The following is a 17,301-nucleotide window of genomic DNA, read 5'->3' on the forward strand; positions in this document are numbered from 1 at the left end:
AAAACAGCAATTGATATCCAATAATGGTACAATTTAGGTCGACTCTACCAAATGGGAGGATGCCTATCTTGGAGCATTGGGATGTTTATGATCGTAATCGGGTAAAGACAGGAAAAACGGCAATTCGCGGTGAAAAATTGGCACAGGGTGATTTTCACCTTGTAGTACATATCTGGATTTTAAACAGCAAAGGCGAATATCTGATCCAAAAACGCGCCCCGCACGTGAAGGGCTTTCCAAATATGTGGGCGACTACAGGAGGCGCTGCGATTAAGGGCGATGATAGCGCCGCAGCATGTATCCGCGAAACGAAGGAAGAGCTTGGGATTATCCCGGATATGGAAAAGGCCGAGGTTGTCTTTACCATTGTCAGGGAGGAGAGCATATCCGATGTCTGGCTTATCAGGCAAAACGTCGATATTTCAGAGTGTGTTCTCCAGGAAGAGGAAGTAAGCGCCGTGAAATGGGCGACAGCTGAAGAAATCCTTTCAATGGCCGAGAAGGGCGAATTCGCCCACTACCGTTATCTGAATGAATTATTTGCACTGGCATTGCCGGCATAATTACCTTCTCTCGTTCGGGAAAAGGAGGCGAGGAACATCGTTAATAAGCCGTTGAGGCTGCTTTTTATCCTGGCTGGTTTCCTTGCTCTAGGACTTGGCGTGATCGGGATTGTTTTGCCGGTAATCCCGACAACCCCGCTCCTTCTGTTGGCCTCTTATTGTTTTATGCGCGGGTCGGAGAAGTTTGAGGCATGGTTCAAAGGTAGCCAATTGTACAGGAAGCATCTTGAGGGATTCGTCAAAAAGCGTGAAATGACCTTAAAGCAAAAGCTTTCCATTCTGCTTTTTGCAGATGTCATGATTGCCATCCCGTTCATCATGACCGACAGTTGGCCTCTTAGGCTGGGTCTTGGGGCAGTTGTCTTATATAAATACTACTATTTTTTTACAAAGATAAAGACCGTCCCATAGAAGGAAAAGCCCTCGGCTATGAAAACAGCGGAGGGCTTTTCAGTTTTGGAGATATCTTAAATTTTGAACGCAAAAAAGGCCAACCCACTAAGGGTTTGGCCTTAAATTGTTTAATCAACAAGCTTTTCAAAATTGATCCGCTTATTAATGGCATACATCAATGGGGCTCCGACCGCAAGGACAACGAACTCACCAAATGCAACTGTCAGCCACGTTGCAAGGAATGGGAATCCCAAGGCAATGTTCAATTCCCAGGCAATCAGGAACATGGTTACGGTGAAGACGACAGTATTAATCGCCATCCGGGCCCAAATCCCTTTAATAAACTGGGATGAAAAAATGGTGATTAAGAGTGCCAGCACCGATTGGCCAAAGCCGAAGATAAGATCAAGGGCCGGTGAAGGGGAAAAGAATAAGTTCGCCAGGAAAACACCAAGAATGATGCCAAAAAAGTACTTCCTGTTAAAGACGATGAGATGATTGAACATCTCCGATAAACGGAATTGGACGTTGGAAAAGCTCAGCGGCTGAACCAAAAACGTAACTGCGATATAAAGGGCGGCGATCATCCCGTTAACCGCCAGTGTTTTAATTTTCATCTTTCTCTCTCCTTAGTTTTTTAGCGTGGGAGGTTCTCGAACCACGTCGGGCTTTGCCCGAAAGTAACATTATAATCCGCGTTTAAATCCCCGTCAATAGGACTGTTGGGAATGTGAATTAACTTACAGTAATGGCGAGCAGAGCTATAATAAAGCATTACTTCCGTTCCTATATCATAAAAATAATATCAAAACTCATAAAGGGTGGATGAAGTGGTCACAGTCATTACCTGTACGAAAAGGCCCGAGTTTCTTCCATTAATTTTTCAAAACTTCGAAAATCAAACCATTGAGGAAAAGGAGCTTGTCCTCGTTCTGCATGGGTTTAGCAGGAATTTGATTGGCAGAGTGGCCGCAAGTCCGCTTGCCAAGATCCTCGAACTTCCAGAAGCAAAATCTCTTGGTTCCTGTTTGAACGAGGCAATAAGCCATGCGAAGTATGATGTCATTGCCAGATTTGATGATGATGATTATTATGGTGCCCATTACCTTGCCGAAGCAGTTAAAACCCTGGAGGAGAAGGGTGCTGAAGTCGTAGGAAAACAATCTTTATTTGTCTATTTTAAAGAAAATCAGTTACTTGCATTGCTTTTGGAGGGGAAGGAACACATGTATATAGAGGAAAGCGGAGATTCGCTGGCGGGGTCAACTCTTGTTTTTAAAAAATCAGTTGCAGAAAAAGTAAAGTTCCCTTCATTTTCAGTCGGTGAAGATGAAGTATTTGTTAAAGAGTGCAAAAACGAAGGGATTCGGATGTATGCGTCCTCTCCCGATCATTATGTATACATTCGCTACACCAATTCACATCACTCCTCGGATTCCAATAATGAACGTATTAAGCGCCATTGTATACCGCTAGTTCGAACTGAAAATTTCCCGGAATTTTTTACTTTAAGAGGGGGGTGGCCGTATGGATAACGGATTTTTGAGTGGAGAACAAATGAGGAAGAACCTTTCCCTCAGGAAAGAGACTATGAAAAGCAGGCGTTTAAGCTTGAATGACCAAATTCTAAATTTGATTCTTTATGAATTGGAGCGGATATTGGAGGGAAATCCCGACAGGATAATCGTTTTGTTCCCATCCTTATTGGATTGGAACATTCCCCTTTTCCAGCGCCCCCAGCATATAGCCTTAAATCTTGCTGAGGAAGGAGTGCTTTACTTATTTGGAACAACAAACACTTACGATAAAATCGGTGCCATTGAGGAAATAGCCCCCCGGTGTTTTCTATTAAATATGATGGAACCGGAAATTGAAGCTGAAATTCTTTCTTTTTTAGCGAAAAAACAAAAAAGGGTTGTTGTCCATTTATATTCAGGAGACATGCAAAGGGGATATGAATTTGTAAAGCGGTGCCTGGATAGGGGCTTTGATATTTTGTATGAGTATATTGATGAGCTTTCTCCTAGCATTTCAGGAATCCCACTCCAAAGGAAGATAATAGAAAGGCATCTGAGTATATTGGCAAATACATCTTGTTATGTGGTTGCGACTGCCGATAAACTCTTCAGGGATGTCCTTGAGAAAAGAGAACCGGTCAGGTGCGCGCTTATTCCTAATGGAGTAGACTACAGCCATTTTAGCTCACAATCCAAGAACGGTTTTCCCAAGATGCTGAATGATTTTAAGAAGAAAGAAATACCGATTATTGGTTACTTCGGGGCGTTGGCCGACTGGTTTGATTATGCACTCATAGAGAAGCTTGCTCTAACCAAGAGAGAATGGCAGATTGTCCTGATAGGGCTGGACTATGATGGTAGCTTGAAGAAAAGCCGGTTATTAAACTTCCCGAATGTCCATTTTTTAGGAGCAATTCCTTATCAAGAATTGCCTTCCTACGCCCGGCAGTTTGATGTTTCCGTTATCCCTTTCCTATTAAACGAAGTGACAATATCCACCTCACCTATCAAGCTGTTTGAATATATGGCTGTTGGAAAGCCGATTGTAGCCACTGCCCTGCCAGAATGCGAGAAGTTTAACCAAATATTGATTGCCCAAGATCATGATGACTTTATCAACAAAGTGAAATATGCACTAACATTGGGTGGCGATGAAACCCTTGCGTTATTACTTAAGGAAGAGGCCAAGAAACATACATGGACTGAAAAGGCCAGATCAATTGTGCATCTTCTCAACACCAAATAATCATCCCTTTCCCTGCTATATAACGCTAAAAAGGAATGATTAATTGGGGTTCATTCTTCTACATTCAAATTCCATTACGGCTAAAATAATGCAGGATGGCTTCCACTATTCTTCTTGATGCAGTACCGTCACCATAGACATTGGACTGGACAGCCATTTCTTTATACAGATGCTCATTTGTCAATAATTCTTTTGTTAGATGGTAGATGGTCTCTTCTTCAGTTCCAGCAAGCTTTAATGCCCCTGCTTCGATAGCCTCTGGACGTTCGGTTGTATCCCTTAATACGAGGACGGGGACTCCCAGAAAGGGGGCTTCCTCCTGAATTCCGCCTGAATCGGTAAGGATTAAATAAGACCTTGCTGCAATATTATGAAAGTCGATTACATCGAGAGGCTCTGTTAAATGGATGTTCGGTTGGCCGCCGAGGATGTCCTTTGCCAATTTTCGGATAGCAGGATTCATGTGAACCGGATATACAATAGCAATATCCTTGAATTCATTTGAAATCCTCCTGACGGCACTGAAGATATTGGCCATAGGTTTTCCTAGGTTTTCCCTTCTGTGGGCAGTAAGGAGGATAAGCTTTTTCGTTTGAATGGATGTGAGCAATTCATGGCTGTACTTTTTTGCAACAGTTGTTTTTAACGCATCTATTACAGTATTTCCTGTTAAAAATAGTGTCGCGGGATCCTTGTTTTCCTTTTGTAAATGGGTTATGGCTGTCTCGGTAGGAGCAAAATGAAGATCCGCAAGCAGCCCGGTCAATTGCCGGTTTAACTCCTCTGGAAAGGGAGAATGCTTATTAAAGGTGCGGAGCCCGGCTTCGACATGACCAACCTTCACATCATTATAAAAAGCAGCTAAAGCGGCGGCGAAGGTAGTAGTTGTGTCCCCATGAACCAGAATGATATCAGGACGTGTATCTTTAATAATGGTATCAAGGCCAATTAATGCCCTCGTCGTAATATCGGCAAGGCTTTGCCCCGATTGCATCAGGTTAAGGTCAAAATCGGGGCTAATTGAAAAGGCCGTTAATACCTGGTCCAGCATTTCCCTGTGTTGGGCAGTGACAGTTACGTACGTTTCAATCAGGCTGGAGTGCTTGGAAAGTTCACTTACTAAAGGAGCCATTTTGATTGCTTCGGGCCTGGTTCCAAAAATGACCATGACTTTAATTCTTCTCTTCACATCTATTGTCCTTTCCCTTTAATTAGGTTCAGATCGAGAAAGTTAGCAAAAAGTATGTGATTAGTGGGAATCAACTTCAAAAGAAATACTTTCGATGTCAAAACAGGAAATAATCACAGCCAATGGCGGAAGCTTTGGAGATTTCATTCCTGGCTGCACAATCACCAGGCAACCTGAACACTTGTCAAAGCACTTGATGGTCCCAATTATTTCATCACCCGTTTTTGTCCTGAATCGAAATGTTTTCTTTTTCTTTTCCAATTCACATAAGACAGAACAAATGCAATTTTTTCGTTCTTTGCAATGGCAGTCTTCCTCGCAATCATCGTCCTTTTTATGATGATTTTTGCTATGTCCGGAAATAGAAAGGAATTCCTCCTCCCAACAAACCTTGTGCTCCATTTTGCTTTTCTTATCCATTTAAATACTCCTCTCCTTTGTTTGCGTGGATGGGTTATTATACCAACATGGTATTCCGCATAAGGAGAATCAGTGTTGGGCGAATTTATTAGTTTAGTGGATGGACAAAAGAAGGAGGCACATTTAGTGCGAATATTGTTCATAAATACGGATTAGTTGTTTGGCAATTTTTTTGCTATTATAATTACTTTTTACCAATTCATACCCTTCCTGTGCACTCTGGTAGAGCAAGTCCTTCTTTTTCAGTATTTCAGATAGATTGTAAATCAATTGAGAATCTGAAATTTGTTTAAACGCAATCCCTGACATAACTGCATCATGGTTGTACTTCGTTATTAATTCTCCGAATCCATCCCACATAGCATACACAGGTACTTTACATGCGAGGGCCTCCAATGCAACCCTTCCGCTTCCAAAAACGAGATCGGACAAAGCGTAGAACTCGGATACGTTCTCTTGCCAACCCAATAATTTTACTCTAACCCCATTTGGCAGTTTCCGAGGGATGGCTGCTTTTACTTCTTTTAATTTTCCTCCGTCACCGATGATAAGGACATTAAGGCTGCCAACACATTTTGCCAGTTCTGGAAGACAACGTAAAAATTGAATGATTGGTACTTCCTTATCATCATCAAATCTGCTAATGATTGAAATAGTAGGTGAGTCGGGATTAAGTCCAAGTGATGCTGCCTTTTGCCTGTTCTTTTTAATTGGATGGAATTTTTCAAAATCGATCCCATTCCTAATAATCGAAATCTTTTCTGGTTCGATTACACGATTTAAAAGAAATAATGCTACCCTTAGATCAACGGCAATAATTCTTTTTACATGGGGGCTGACATCATGGCCGAGAGGTGAATCATCGAATCCTAAGTCATAAATCCCATGCATCGTTACGATCAACGGCTTATTTAGCTGAATCGCTAGTTCCTTTCCTGTAACAATGGCTGTAAAAGGATGGGCGTGAATAATATGCGGATCAAAGCTTTTAATAGCATCAATGGAACCATCGGCCCAGCTTAGCACCTTAAATCTTCCGGAATTAATTTGTGAAAGGACAGACGGGGAGGTAGATGCGGTATATAGAAGAATGTGGTGGCCAAGTTCAGATAAATCGTTAATGATTGTTGTGATATGCGTTTCCAATCCTCCCTGTACCAAATGATCTGCCAGCATTAATATTCTGATAAGGATTCCCCCTTTGAAGAGTATAAACTAGCGTGTTTTATGCAGATTCTCATATTCCAATTCTCTTAATTTCAAGAAATAGTCTTTTTGAAGAATGAAAAGAGAATACTCATGTAAAAGCTCCAATTTTTTTTTGAAAATATCTGAAGGTAATTTTTGATCATGAAAGCCAAATACATATAAATCTTTTTTTACCAAATCATGAAGTACCTGTGAAAGAGCAATGTGCTGTGTATGCCCATATTCTCCGTGCAAATTATGGGTAACGATCTTCTTGTAATTGCACTCCCCAAGCAATTTTTTCAAATCATTGCTTAGGGCCATCCTATCAAAATCGCCGTTCCATTTATCAGGATAATTCCAAATGTCGTACTCCGCATTTAGGAGGTTCATTACTTTTCTAAATTCAGCTGCCCTTTGGGGGTTGCCTCTGTTTGTAACACACACTACCTTCCACCCTTTTTCTGTCAACAGTTCCCCCCCGCCAAATAAAAGTTCATCATCGGGATGAGCGACAATCATCAGTTTATCGGACATTTTAGTGACACCTGCTCATTTTAAGGTTATTGAGTTCAAATCATTTATCATTTCCGCGGCATTCTTATACCGATTTGTTGAACCGGCATTCATTGCCTTTAAAAGGACTTTTCTAAGGCCTGCTTCCTTAACATCCTGTGGAATTACCTTCCCGGTTAGTAGGTAGGTACAAACAGCTGCGGCACCATAAAGATCATAGCTATTATCTATGTCTTTGGAAGAGGGAGGAGAAAAGATCCATCCATCCACTTCCCCTCTATACACGCCTCCGGAATCTTTTAATACGGCTGATTCAAAATCGATAATTTTTAAATCCAACGTACTTCGATTGGTCAGGATAATGTTCCGGGGGCTAATGTCGGTATGCAAGATGCCTTTTGAATGTAAATATTCCAGTCCTTTCAGGATGTTTATCGTTACTTGTACAGCTTGGCTTGTGTTAAGCGAAGAGAGTACACTGCCATTCAGCTGCTCCATAACAATGCAAGCATGATTCTCATGGATGAAAAAATCATAAAATTCAACAAGCCATTTGTTTTTTTCATATAGTTTCATAATCAATGCTTCCTTTAAACCAACGGCAATATCCTTCATTTTTTTAATCGCTACTTTTCTTTTAGTGAGGGGGTCAGTTCCAAAGTAGACAGAGCTTGTTCCGCCATATCCCTGCTGTACCAAGTTCACTTCATATCTCCCCCACATTTCTGTTGGCACATTTTACCCCGCCTTTTTTGTCCGTATAGTAAATAACATGGCTGTTTTTATAGGGAAAGATATTTTTTAATAACTTTTAAGGCCTCTTTACCACGGCAGATCCATGAATTTTTGTTTGCTGTTTGCTGCCGTTCGCTAATTTTTTCTGCTGTATTGGACGAAATTGCAGTTTGTATTTGATCCAATACATTCCTTTCATTTGCGAAGTAGCAAAGGTTGCTGTATATGGCCAATTCCGGCAATGGCGTGCTTACTACTGGTTTTCCTGCGGAGAGGTATTCAAAAAATTTAATGGGATTGGTCGCTTTAATCATGTCAGTCATTTTGAACGGAATAATGGCGACATCAAACCAACTGAGGTATTGCGGCAAGTCCTCATAAAATTTCATGTCAAGGACAGTGATATTTGGATGAGTTATTTCGACTGTTTTTGAGCCTATTAAAACGACTGGATAGTGGGTTGCAATCTTTTCAATCATTTTTACATCGAGCCAGGAATAGATTGCCCCGTAATACCCTATTAATGGTCTTCCTTTTGTATCCGGCAAATCCCTTGGACGCTCGCCTATTGGGGTAGAAGCCTGTTTGAAATGCTCAAAGTCGGCTCCATTTGGAAGGAGAAATACATCCCTGCCGTTATTCTTATGATCTTTATAAATGGGCATGGAAGTAGCGAAGATAATGTCACATTTCTTCTCCATTTCAGGAATAAAATCTTTCCAAACCGCAAATTCATCGGAAGGGAGGTCGCAAGAGTCGAATACTGCCAGATCAGGTTTGAATCGGTCTATCTCCTTTCCCTGATTGACTGCACACCAAAGAACTACTTTTCCTGAAATTAAAGGTTTTAGATTGACATCTTTTTTGACAACCTTAAAATTTGGCAGGGAGGGAAAAGGCTGTTCAATTTGTTTTTCTTGTTTAAAAAACGTTTCCGGATTAATAAACAGCACATTGGCACCAAGGACAGCAAGGACCTTCATCATTTGCTGCGGCCTTTGGTGCATGAATTTATAGTCGATGGCCGGAGGATAAATAACGGTAATTTTTTCCTTCATAAAAAACACCCCAGTTCCACATGTGATAATTAACGCCGCAGCTCTTTTATTATGTCTGCCGCCCTTTGTTGATAGGTGTGATTTTGATATACAAATTTTTGTCCGGTTAAAGCAATTTTTTCCCTTGCCGAATCATTTGCTAGATAAAAGTCCATTAATTCAACTGTTTCGTCATAGCTGCCCGAAGAAACAAGATGCTTATGATTCTCAAACATCGATTCGATTGCTTTCGTCCGCTGGGTTAAAAAGAAGCCGGCACAGCCCAAAACCTCAAAGGTTCGCATGGACTGCATTGTAAGGGAGTCCGTAATGGAATGAACTCCAAGGGTAATCTTTGCGGAGGAGTAGGCATGAACCGATTCTTCGTGGGCCATGTATCCTTTAGCGTATTTGGCTGGTACGTTAAAACGGTGGTTAGGATTTTGCCAATCCATTCCATAGATATGAATGTTTTTTCCTTTATCAATGAATGGTTTTAAAATATAGGTATAAGCCTGATATCGATCATCAAAAACATCGTAATTGTTTCCGATATGGATTGCTTCCAGGCCGGAATAGGCTTTATTGTGTTTTTTCTTATTATAGTAATCGGGGTCTATTGCAAAAGGGATGCATATCGCTTTGTGATTCTTCTTTTTATAATTTTCAAGCATCTCGACGCAAGGGGTAAGTGTAAGTACGGATTTGCTTGCCCATTCCATAGCTAATGAACCATTGGCAACAGGGTCTTCAATGGCCCAATAGATGTGTGGTATTTTGAATTTTTCAAGGATAGGAAAGACAAATCTCTTTGTATCCACTCCGCCTTCTGTAAATAAATAATCTGGCCTGAATTGGTTTATTTTTTCGGCTAGCCCTTTCTCCGACTGTTCAGGAACCTCTAATCTGTCCGTTTTCCAGCCCATTTTTTCAAACCCTGGTTGCATTCCATATTTAATAATTGGCGGAGGATTGGTAAAGAGAATTTTCACTGTGCTGCACTCCTTTTTACATGATGTTGCAAAGGACAATATACAGTCATTATCATTCCTTTTCTTGGCATAGTATGTGGCAATCAGGAAAATGCAAGGGTATTGACATAGAGAAATGAAAAATACTTGTCAATGTGAGTGTCCATTTTTCTTTGCCTTTAGGCTTGCTATATGTCGGGGCATAATCGCAATTTCTCCGGTTACAATCATTGGCCATTCAGGAATTTAGTAAATTTGCCATGCTAGAAATGGATATTTGTTTTGGGTGAAGGGTATAACGAAACAGAGGGTTAAACTCCGTCTTTATCGGAAAGATAAAGAATATTAGGGGTGCGGGGTCTTGCAGGTTTTCCTTATATGAAGTAATAGATTGTTGTATTCTTCTTCGATAGAAAAGACTAATAAGAGGAACCGACAATTTGTAAAAGAAATTCTTTTGTATAGCCAAAAAGAACTCTGGTGATTTATCCATACCTGGGAGATGGTTTTATTGTTTATTGAAATAGTGGTACTGTTCATCCTAATTTTAATCAATGCTTTTTTTGCAGCATCAGAAATTGCCTTCATTTCCTTAAATGACAATAAAATTAAAATAATGGCCGAGAATGGCAATAAAAAGGCGATCGCACTTGAAAAGTTTCTGTCCGAGCCGAGCCGTTTTCTTGCGACCATCCAAATCGGGATTACGCTCGCAGGGTTCCTGGCGAGTGCCTTCGCGGGTAAAAGCTTTGCTGGAAGGCTGGCGGAATGGCTTAAGGAAATAGGCGTTCCACTGCACCAAAATGTATTGGAGTCCTTATCTCTTATTATTATTACACTTGTACTTTCTTATTTCACATTGGTTCTGGGAGAACTAGTCCCAAAGCGCCTTGCCCTTCAAAAGGCGGAGCCGATCGCTTTTTTTGCCGTCAAGCCCTTGGCGATATTGTCAAAGGTAACGTCTCCTTTTGGAAAATTCCTTACTATTTCGATGAATACAATTGTAAGGCTCTTTGGGGTCGACCCGAATGCGGAGGAGGAAAACGTCACCGAAGAGGAAATCCGGATGATGGTCGATGTCGGCAAGGAAAGAGGGACCATCCTTGAAAACGAAAAAGTGATGATTAACAATATATTTGAGTTTGATAATAAGACCGTTTCAGATATCATGACGCACCGGACAAATATTGCCTCGCTGCCAATCAATTATTCCCTGTTGGAAACGGTACGGGTAGTCAATAATGAAAGATATACGCGTTTCCCTGTTTATGAAGAGCATATTGATAATATTGTTGGAATTCTTCATGCGAAGGACCTGATCCAATTCGTTGAAAATTGCTCGGAGGAGGCGTTCAGCCTTAAAAGCCTAATCCGGGATCCATTTTATGTCCTGGAGTCCCAGCGTATTGACCATCTGTTTAGGGATATGCAGGCGAACAATGTCCATATGGCCATCGCAATTGATGAGTACGGCGGTACGGACGGCATTGTGACGATTGAGGATGTCATCGAGGAAATTGTCGGGAATATTTTTGATGAGTACGACGACCCGGGCTTAGATGAGGAAGAAATTATAAGGATTGACGAGAAAACGTATTTGATTCCAGGTACAACGAACCTCTACGAAGTGGAGAGGCTTTTAAAAGTGGACTTGCCGATCCATGAATACGATACGCTCAGCGGGTTTGTCATCGGCCAGCTTGGCTACATTCCGAGCGAACTGGAGCAGCATACGGTCAAGCACGGCAATGTCCTGTTTACAGTGGAAGAAATGAATGACAGGCGGATTACACAAGTAAAGGCCAACGTTCTCGATGGTGAAACAGTTAAAGACGCAATGGAATAACTCAGAATGGCCGGCGATGCGGGTACCCCGTATTGGCGGCCATTTTTTAACAGAGAGGAAGCGTGGAAACTGCCGGTTTCTTTGTAAAATGGAGGCTTCAGGCATTTCATACAATTGGCAGGAAAAAATAAAAATTTTCATAAAATAATATTAACGGATATGGTATTATGGATTGATAATTATTGTGGGTTTTTTTAAAAAAACAACGAGATTCAATTAGAATACCAACTAGGGAATATACAGTGGGGGTTGAAATATGGGGAGTCCAAATCATGAAAAAGAGGGCTTAAAGAGGGGATTAAGCAGCAGGCATATTCAATTGATCGCTCTTGGCGGTGCGATAGGGGTCGGCCTGTTTTATGGATCCAGTTCCACAATCCAAATGGCGGGACCGGCTGTTGTCCTGTCGTATTTGGTCGGCGGCATTGTTATTTTCGCAATCATGCGTGCACTTGGTGAAATGGCGGTTGCCGAGCCTGTCTCTGGGTCTTTCAGTTCGTATGCCAATCGTTATCTTGGACCGTTCGCGGGCTATTTGACCGGCTGGACATACTGGTTTATGTGGGTTGTGGTCGGTATGGCGGAGATTACCGTCGTAGGAGTGTATGTGAACTACTGGTTCCCGGATATTCCGCAATGGGCCAGCGCGCTTGCAGCCCTGGTAGCGATCACTGCCATCAACCTCATTAACGTTAAAGCGTTTGGCGAGTTTGAATTTTGGTTCGCCATGATTAAAATTGTCGCCATTATCGGTATGCTTATTGCCGGGCTGGCGATTATCCTGTTTGGTTTCGGAAATGGCGGACAGGCATTAGGCTTTGACAACCTTTGGGCACATGGCGGTTTCATGCCAAACGGCATAAATGGCATTTTGCTTTCGCTTGTAATGGTCATGTTTTCATTCGGCGGTGTGGAATTGGTCGGTATTACAGCGGGTGAAGCAGAAAACCCTAGGAAGACAATCCCGAAAGCGATTAACAGCGTAATTTGGCGAATCCTTATTTTCTATATTGGCGCCCTTAGCATTATGATGATCCTATTCCCGTGGGATAAGGTTGGCTCAGAGGGCAGCCCATTCGTCCAGATTTTTGACAGCATCGGCATCCCCGGCGCGGCGCATATCATCAACTTTGTCGTCTTGACAGCCGCCCTGTCATCATTCAATAGCGGTTTGTTCAGCACAGGGCGGATGCTGTACAACCTTTCGTTGCAAAAGAACGGCCCGGCTTATTTCGGAAAATTAAACAGTTCAAGTGCTCCAAGCAGGGGAATCCTGTTTTCATCGCTATTTTTATTGGTCGCGGTTTTCCTTAATTACATCGTCCCGGAAAAAGTGTTTATTTACATTTCCGCTGTCGCGACGGTGGCGGTCATCACGAGCTGGACAATCATCCTGTTGACCCAGCTGAAATTCCGGAAAGCCCGGTCAGCCAAGGAAGTGGCGGAGCTTGAATTCAAACTGCCTTTCTATCCGTATTCATCCTGGTTCGCTCTCGCCTTCCTCGCAATGGTCATCGTCCTGATGGCGTTTATCGACGGGATGAGGGTGGCCCTCTTCGTCGGCCCGGTTTGGTTTGCGATCCTGTATGTTGGGTATCGGCTGAAGAAAAGAGCGTAGGTGTTTCAGCTTCTCGCGGTTTGATGTGTGACTGGGAATAGGAAAAAAACCATCTCGGGTGTCGCTCAACCCGGATGAGTGACAATCTCCGGCTAAATTCCGCAAAGGAAGTCACTCAAATCCCGTTGAGTGACAAATCGGCCTAAAACTAACTAAGTTATCACTCAAACCCAATTTAAGAGATCCATACATTTTCTTTTAAATTAAATAGTGCCCTGCTCATTCAATTCACTTGGATGGGGAGAAATATTTGATCAAGACCCGGTTGATAGGTAACCGGGTTATTTTTTGTTTTATTTTCAAAAAGTTGTAACAAAGTTGGCATTAAGCAGGGGGTTCCACCAAATTGAAAGCGTTTACAATAATAGTAAGACTGCTTTTTTAAAAAGAAAGCCTTTAACGGGGTGAATAGGATGAGATATAGAAGCTTTTCTGATGTTGTGGAAGAAGCCCGGAACAGAAAGCCGATCAGGATGAGTATCGCTGCGGCTCATGATTTAGCCGTGCTCGAGGCGGTAAAAGACGCCGCCAGCTTCGGTATGATAGAGCCAATCCTCATTGGGGATGAAAGGCAAATTAAACAGATGGCCAGCCTGATGGACTTCAGGGTTGAAGATTTTGAAGTCATTCATGCGTCAACAGATGAAGAAGCATCATTCTTGGCGGCTAAAATTGCAAGCACTGGAAAGGCACAGGCGATTATGAAAGGACTGGTGAATACAACTCCTTTCTTGAAAGGAGTCCTGAGCAGGGAGCTTTCATTGCGGACAGGACGCATTTTCAGCCATTTATCCGCATTCGAGATTCCTGGCACAGACTCGCTTCTTTTTATGACGGATGGGGGAATCAATATTGCCCCTGACTATTCTCAAAAAAAACAGATTGTCCTTAATGCGCTTGAGTTCCTTGATCAGATTGGAATAGATTGCCCGCGGACAGCAATTCTCGCTGCCAACGAGCTTGTAATGGAAACAATGCCCGTGACGTGCGAGGCGGGCAGGCTTGTTGAGGAATTAAATGCTGAGTACGGCAAGCCGCTTTTAATCGAGGGGCCGCTTCCGCTAGATCTTGCCATCAGCAGGGAATCCCTCCTTCATAAAGGGATTAAGAGCGAGTTGGACGGAAAAGCCGATTTGCTGATTGTCCCTACGATAGAAGCAGGAAATATTTTTGGGAAGGCAATTACGTACTACGCGCATGGGACGATGGCCGGCATCGTGCTCGGGGCAAGGGTACCACTTGTCCTCAATTCCCGTTCCGACTCGGCAAAGGCAAAGCTTGCTTCAATTGCCCTCGCGGTGGTCGCAGCGTCGAATGCGGCTATACCGGTCTAAATGGAGGTATGCACGATGGCTAACTATATTCTCGTAATCAATCCTGGCTCAACGTCTACAAAGCTGGCAGTCTATGAAGACCAAAAACTTTTGTTCTCGGATACAGTGCGCCACCGGGATGAAACCCTTGCCGGATTTTCTAAAATTGTGGACCAACTTCCGCTCCGTTTACAGGCGGTTTTGGAATTCCTTGAAACGTATTGCTTTGAAGCCAATCGCCTTGCCGCGGTTGCCGGAAGGGGAGGTCTATTAAAGCCGTTAAAGGGCGGGACCTATGAGGTTTGCGAGGAAATGTTATATGACGCAAGGTCCAGTACATTTGGGGAACACGCTTCAAACCTTGGGCCGATCCTTGCTTTTGAAATAGCTTCAAAACTTGGGATTCCCGCCTTTATCGTTGATCCGGTCACCGTAGATGAGCTCATCCCGGAATCGAGGCTGTCCGGGTTTGCCGGAATCGAACGGATCAGCCAGCTGCATGCATTGAATATCAAGGCTGTTTCCCGTAAAATAGCCCGCAGGCTTGTCCAGCCGCCTGAAGAGTTGAATTTTGTGGTTGCCCATTTAGGCGCCGGCTTTTCGGTCGCGGCCCAGCGTCGAGGCCGGATTATTGATGTAAACAACGCGGACAATGAGGGACCCTTTTCGCCTGAACGGTCCGGGACACTTCCGGTAAAGCAGTTAATCAAGCTATGCTATTCGAGCAAATACTCGGAGAGAGAAATGGTTGAACACGTTACAAGGAAGGGTGGCCTTTTCTCTTATCTTGGAACGAAAAGCGCACTTGATGCAGAAGAACGGGCCGTGGCGGGCGATGCCCATGCGGAGCTTGTCCTGAGGGCCATGATTCAACAGATTGCAAAGGAAATCGGAGCGATGGCCGCGGTTCTTGATGGTCAAGTGGACGGAATTATTTTAACAGGCGGTCTTGCGTATTCGGAATATATTGTAGGAAATCTCCGTGGGAAAATTGAGTTTTTGGGCGAAGTATTTGTGGTCCCAGGTGAAGAAGAATTGGAAGCTCTGGCAGAAGGCGCGCTGAGGGTGCTGAATGGGGAAGAAGCGAAACGCGAATATAATTGCCTATTCGTATAAAGAAGTGCGGCTTCAATTCAGAAGCCGCACTTCATTTTTTTAGAGAAAGTTATTGATGTTTATCAAGCGCCAATTTTAACCCAAACCCAATCAAGACAATACCGGTCACCCTGTCCATCACTCTTTGTACCTTTGGTGACATTAACCAACCGCGCAGGTAATTTATAAAATGGACATATAAGAAAAACCAGCTGACAGAAAGGATTGTATAAATAACGCCCATCAGCACGAGTTGCCGGGTTGTTTCGCCGCCGGGTTGTACAAATTGCGGTAAAAAAGTCAGGAAAAACATCGCGACCTTTGGATTAAGTACATTCGAGAGAAGCCCCTGCTTGTAGGCGGATCCTGGTTTTTCACCGTTATTTTTGTCTTCAGCCGATTTTTGGCGGGTAGTAAACGAGGTTACGCCGAGATAGATTAAATAAAGGGCGCCGGCGTATTTTACGATTTCAAAGGCCACAGCCGATTGCATAAGGATGGCTGAGAGCCCAAAAGCCGCAGCAAGGGTATGGACCAAAGAGCCGGAGGTAATCCCCAGCGCAATTCGATATCCATCCATGCGCCCGCCGGAAATTGTCCTTTTCGTAATTAAAGCGGTGTCGATTCCAGGACTCATAACGACAAAGAGTGAAAGCAGCAGGAACGTAAAAAAGTCATTCATTGTCTTAGCTCCTCCCGGTTGTCTGAATGTTTTTCTTAGTTTAACACGGCAGGTGACATGAGTAAAAAGAAAAACAGCGTGGGCCTGGGCTCACGCTGTTATGTATTGATTAAGCAAAAAAGTTTTGGGTCTTTGTTTCCCTGTCACGGGAAGCAAACAGAGTGGCCTGTGTTTTTGTTTCCCTGTCACGGGAAGCAAACAGAGTGGCCTGTGTTTTTGTTTCCCTATCACGGGAAGCAAACAGAGTGGCCTGTGTTTTTGTTTCCCTATCACGGGAAGCAAATTGAGTAGCCTGTGTTTTTGTTTCTCTGTCACGGGAAGCGAACAGAGTAGCCTGTGTTTTTGTTTCCCTATCACGGGAAGCAAATTGAGTGGCCTGTGTTTTTGTTTCTCTGTCACGGGAAGCAAACAGAGTAGCCTGTGTTTTTGTTTCCCTGTCACGGGAAGCAAATTGAGTGGCCTGGACTTTGATCTCACGGTCGCGGGAAGCGAATTGCGTTGACTGGACCTTAGTCTCGCGGTCTCTTGAAGCGAATTGATCGGCTCCATAGTCCCCTACGCTTAAGCAGAGAATGATTCCGCTAATAAGCGCCCATTTCAATTTTACCAACTGGCAAACCCCCTTATGGTATATTATACCTACCTATAACTATAATAAATTACAAAATATTCAAAAACAAGTCAAAATATTGTTTTTTATTGGGAAATAAGGATTATATGAACAAAATAGTACAAATTTCAATTTTAGCTGTGTTTCTAGTCAAAAAGATAAGTATGGAATTAAATGAAGTGAGGCAGAGGAAACGTCCCCTGCCTCACTGCCTCACTGCTTTAAACTTAATGCTGCTTATTTGGGAGCTGTTCGCTGGGATTTCCTTTTCCCTGCCGCTTCTTGTTTTGTTCGTCCTTTTTCTGCTTTTCGTGCAGCTTTTCCACAAACTTGTGCGTGTTTTCCAAGGCTCGTTCCTCCTA

Annotated in this window: 19 protein-coding genes and 1 riboswitch; of the genes, 8 read left to right on the top strand and 11 right to left on the bottom strand. The window is 43.1% G+C overall.

Annotation, left to right across the window (positions count from 1 at the left end):
• The first annotated feature begins 68 nt into the window (after window positions 1-68).
• Both AR337_RS12545 and AR337_RS12550 read left to right on the top strand, forming a co-directional pair.
• The gene (locus tag AR337_RS12545) at window positions 69-563 is read left to right on the top strand and encodes an NUDIX domain-containing protein (RefSeq protein ID WP_059172367.1); all 495 of its coding nucleotides are present in this window, start codon (window positions 69-71) and stop codon (window positions 561-563) included.
• Window positions 564-614: 51 nt separating this feature from the next.
• The gene (locus tag AR337_RS12550) at window positions 615-974 is read left to right on the top strand and encodes a YbaN family protein (protein ID WP_253701680.1); all 360 of its coding nucleotides are present in this window, start codon (window positions 615-617) and stop codon (window positions 972-974) included.
• 110 nt (window positions 975-1,084) lie between these two features.
• On the opposite strand, the gene AR337_RS12555 is transcribed toward AR337_RS12550, so the two are convergent.
• Window positions 1,085-1,573 (bottom strand): QueT transporter family protein, encoded by a 489-nt coding sequence (locus AR337_RS12555; protein ID WP_059172369.1) that lies wholly within the window; start codon window positions 1,571-1,573, stop codon window positions 1,085-1,087.
• Between the two features lie 6 nt (window positions 1,574-1,579).
• Window positions 1,580-1,624: riboswitch (PreQ1 riboswitch) on the bottom strand.
• A 162-nt stretch (window positions 1,625-1,786) separates the two neighbouring features.
• Here AR337_RS12555 and AR337_RS12560 point away from each other — a divergent pair.
• Complete coding sequence (locus AR337_RS12560) at window positions 1,787-2,491, top strand: glycosyltransferase family 2 protein (protein WP_059172370.1); 705 nt, start codon at window positions 1,787-1,789, stop codon at window positions 2,489-2,491.
• Entirely contained in the window at window positions 2,484-3,719 is a 1,236-nt protein-coding gene (locus AR337_RS12565; protein WP_059172371.1) for a glycosyltransferase, read from the top strand. The genes AR337_RS12560 and AR337_RS12565 overlap by 8 nt, the downstream gene beginning before the upstream one ends.
• A gap of 64 nt (window positions 3,720-3,783) precedes the next feature.
• Here AR337_RS12565 and wecB read toward each other — a convergent pair whose 3' ends face one another.
• The 7 genes from wecB to AR337_RS12600 form a co-directional block, all read right to left on the bottom strand.
• Window positions 3,784-4,908, bottom strand: a complete 1,125-nt coding sequence (wecB, locus tag AR337_RS12570) for a non-hydrolyzing UDP-N-acetylglucosamine 2-epimerase (RefSeq protein WP_156424391.1) — start codon at window positions 4,906-4,908, stop codon at window positions 3,784-3,786.
• Window positions 4,909-4,968: 60 nt separating this feature from the next.
• Window positions 4,969-5,328 (bottom strand): hypothetical protein, encoded by a 360-nt coding sequence (locus AR337_RS12575; RefSeq protein WP_059172373.1) that lies wholly within the window; start codon window positions 5,326-5,328, stop codon window positions 4,969-4,971.
• A 123-nt stretch (window positions 5,329-5,451) separates the two neighbouring features.
• Complete coding sequence (locus AR337_RS12580) at window positions 5,452-6,474, bottom strand: glycosyltransferase family 4 protein (RefSeq protein ID WP_172797543.1); 1,023 nt, start codon at window positions 6,472-6,474, stop codon at window positions 5,452-5,454.
• 69 nt (window positions 6,475-6,543) lie between these two features.
• Window positions 6,544-7,053, bottom strand: a complete 510-nt coding sequence (locus tag AR337_RS12585) for a PIG-L family deacetylase (RefSeq protein WP_059172375.1) — start codon at window positions 7,051-7,053, stop codon at window positions 6,544-6,546.
• 15 nt (window positions 7,054-7,068) lie between these two features.
• Complete coding sequence (locus tag AR337_RS12590; protein ID WP_059172376.1) at window positions 7,069-7,737, bottom strand: protein kinase; 669 nt, start codon at window positions 7,735-7,737, stop codon at window positions 7,069-7,071.
• Between the two features lie 77 nt (window positions 7,738-7,814).
• A complete protein-coding gene (locus AR337_RS12595; protein WP_059172377.1) occupies window positions 7,815-8,825 on the bottom strand; it encodes a glycosyltransferase in 1,011 nt (336 codons plus the stop codon).
• Window positions 8,826-8,854: 29 nt separating this feature from the next.
• Window positions 8,855-9,796, bottom strand: coding sequence for a glycosyltransferase (locus AR337_RS12600; RefSeq protein WP_059172378.1), 942 nt, complete (start codon window positions 9,794-9,796; stop codon window positions 8,855-8,857).
• 490 nt (window positions 9,797-10,286) lie between these two features.
• Here AR337_RS12600 and AR337_RS12605 point away from each other — a divergent pair, with 490 nt between their 5' ends.
• The 4 genes from AR337_RS12605 to buk all read left to right on the top strand — a co-directional run bounded on the left by AR337_RS12605 (window position 10,287) and on the right by buk (window position 15,668).
• Window positions 10,287-11,621, top strand: a complete 1,335-nt coding sequence (locus tag AR337_RS12605) for a hemolysin family protein (protein ID WP_059172379.1) — start codon at window positions 10,287-10,289, stop codon at window positions 11,619-11,621.
• Between the two features lie 256 nt (window positions 11,622-11,877).
• Window positions 11,878-13,239: an amino acid permease gene (locus tag AR337_RS12610; protein WP_059172380.1), complete on the top strand. Its 1,362-nt coding sequence runs from the start codon at window positions 11,878-11,880 to the stop codon at window positions 13,237-13,239.
• Window positions 13,240-13,652: 413 nt separating this feature from the next.
• Window positions 13,653-14,573: a phosphate acyltransferase gene (locus tag AR337_RS12615; protein WP_059172381.1), complete on the top strand. Its 921-nt coding sequence runs from the start codon at window positions 13,653-13,655 to the stop codon at window positions 14,571-14,573.
• A complete protein-coding gene (gene buk, locus AR337_RS12620) occupies window positions 14,574-15,668 on the top strand; it encodes a butyrate kinase (protein WP_059172382.1) in 1,095 nt (364 codons plus the stop codon). It begins immediately after the preceding gene.
• Between the two features lie 49 nt (window positions 15,669-15,717).
• On the opposite strand, the gene AR337_RS12625 is transcribed toward buk, so the two are convergent.
• The 3 genes from AR337_RS12625 to AR337_RS12635 form a co-directional block, all read right to left on the bottom strand.
• Complete coding sequence (locus tag AR337_RS12625; RefSeq protein WP_059172383.1) at window positions 15,718-16,329, bottom strand: LysE family translocator; 612 nt, start codon at window positions 16,327-16,329, stop codon at window positions 15,718-15,720.
• A gap of 109 nt (window positions 16,330-16,438) precedes the next feature.
• The gene (locus tag AR337_RS12630; protein WP_059172384.1) at window positions 16,439-16,939 is read right to left on the bottom strand and encodes a hypothetical protein; all 501 of its coding nucleotides are present in this window, start codon (window positions 16,937-16,939) and stop codon (window positions 16,439-16,441) included.
• Window positions 16,940-17,166: 227 nt separating this feature from the next.
• Entirely contained in the window at window positions 17,167-17,286 is a 120-nt protein-coding gene (locus AR337_RS12635; protein ID WP_059172385.1) for a DUF4023 domain-containing protein, read from the bottom strand.
• Window positions 17,287-17,301: the final 15 nt, after the last annotated feature.

This window comes from Bacillus sp. FJAT-27445, from assembly GCF_001510665.1.
Lineage (GTDB): Bacteria > Bacillota > Bacilli > Bacillales > Cytobacillaceae > Bacillus_D.

Excerpts from the sequence above, each read along its gene's own strand:
- AR337_RS12595 (WP_059172377.1), bottom strand. The coding sequence starts at position 8,825 with ATGAAGGAAAAAATTACCGTTATTTATCCTCCGGCCATCGACTATAAA.
- AR337_RS12575 (WP_059172373.1), bottom strand. The coding sequence starts at position 5,328 with ATGGATAAGAAAAGCAAAATGGAGCACAAGGTTTGTTGGGAGGAGGAA.
- AR337_RS12565 (WP_059172371.1), top strand. The coding sequence starts at position 2,484 with ATGGATAACGGATTTTTGAGTGGAGAACAAATGAGGAAGAACCTTTCC.
- AR337_RS12615 (WP_059172381.1), top strand. The coding sequence starts at position 13,653 with ATGAGATATAGAAGCTTTTCTGATGTTGTGGAAGAAGCCCGGAACAGA.
- AR337_RS12625 (WP_059172383.1), bottom strand. The coding sequence starts at position 16,329 with ATGAATGACTTTTTTACGTTCCTGCTGCTTTCACTCTTTGTCGTTATG.
- buk (WP_059172382.1), top strand. The coding sequence starts at position 14,574 with ATGGAGGTATGCACGATGGCTAACTATATTCTCGTAATCAATCCTGGC.
- AR337_RS12610 (WP_059172380.1), top strand. The coding sequence starts at position 11,878 with ATGGGGAGTCCAAATCATGAAAAAGAGGGCTTAAAGAGGGGATTAAGC.
- AR337_RS12555 (WP_059172369.1), bottom strand. The coding sequence starts at position 1,573 with ATGAAAATTAAAACACTGGCGGTTAACGGGATGATCGCCGCCCTTTAT.
- AR337_RS12585 (WP_059172375.1), bottom strand. The coding sequence starts at position 7,053 with ATGTCCGATAAACTGATGATTGTCGCTCATCCCGATGATGAACTTTTA.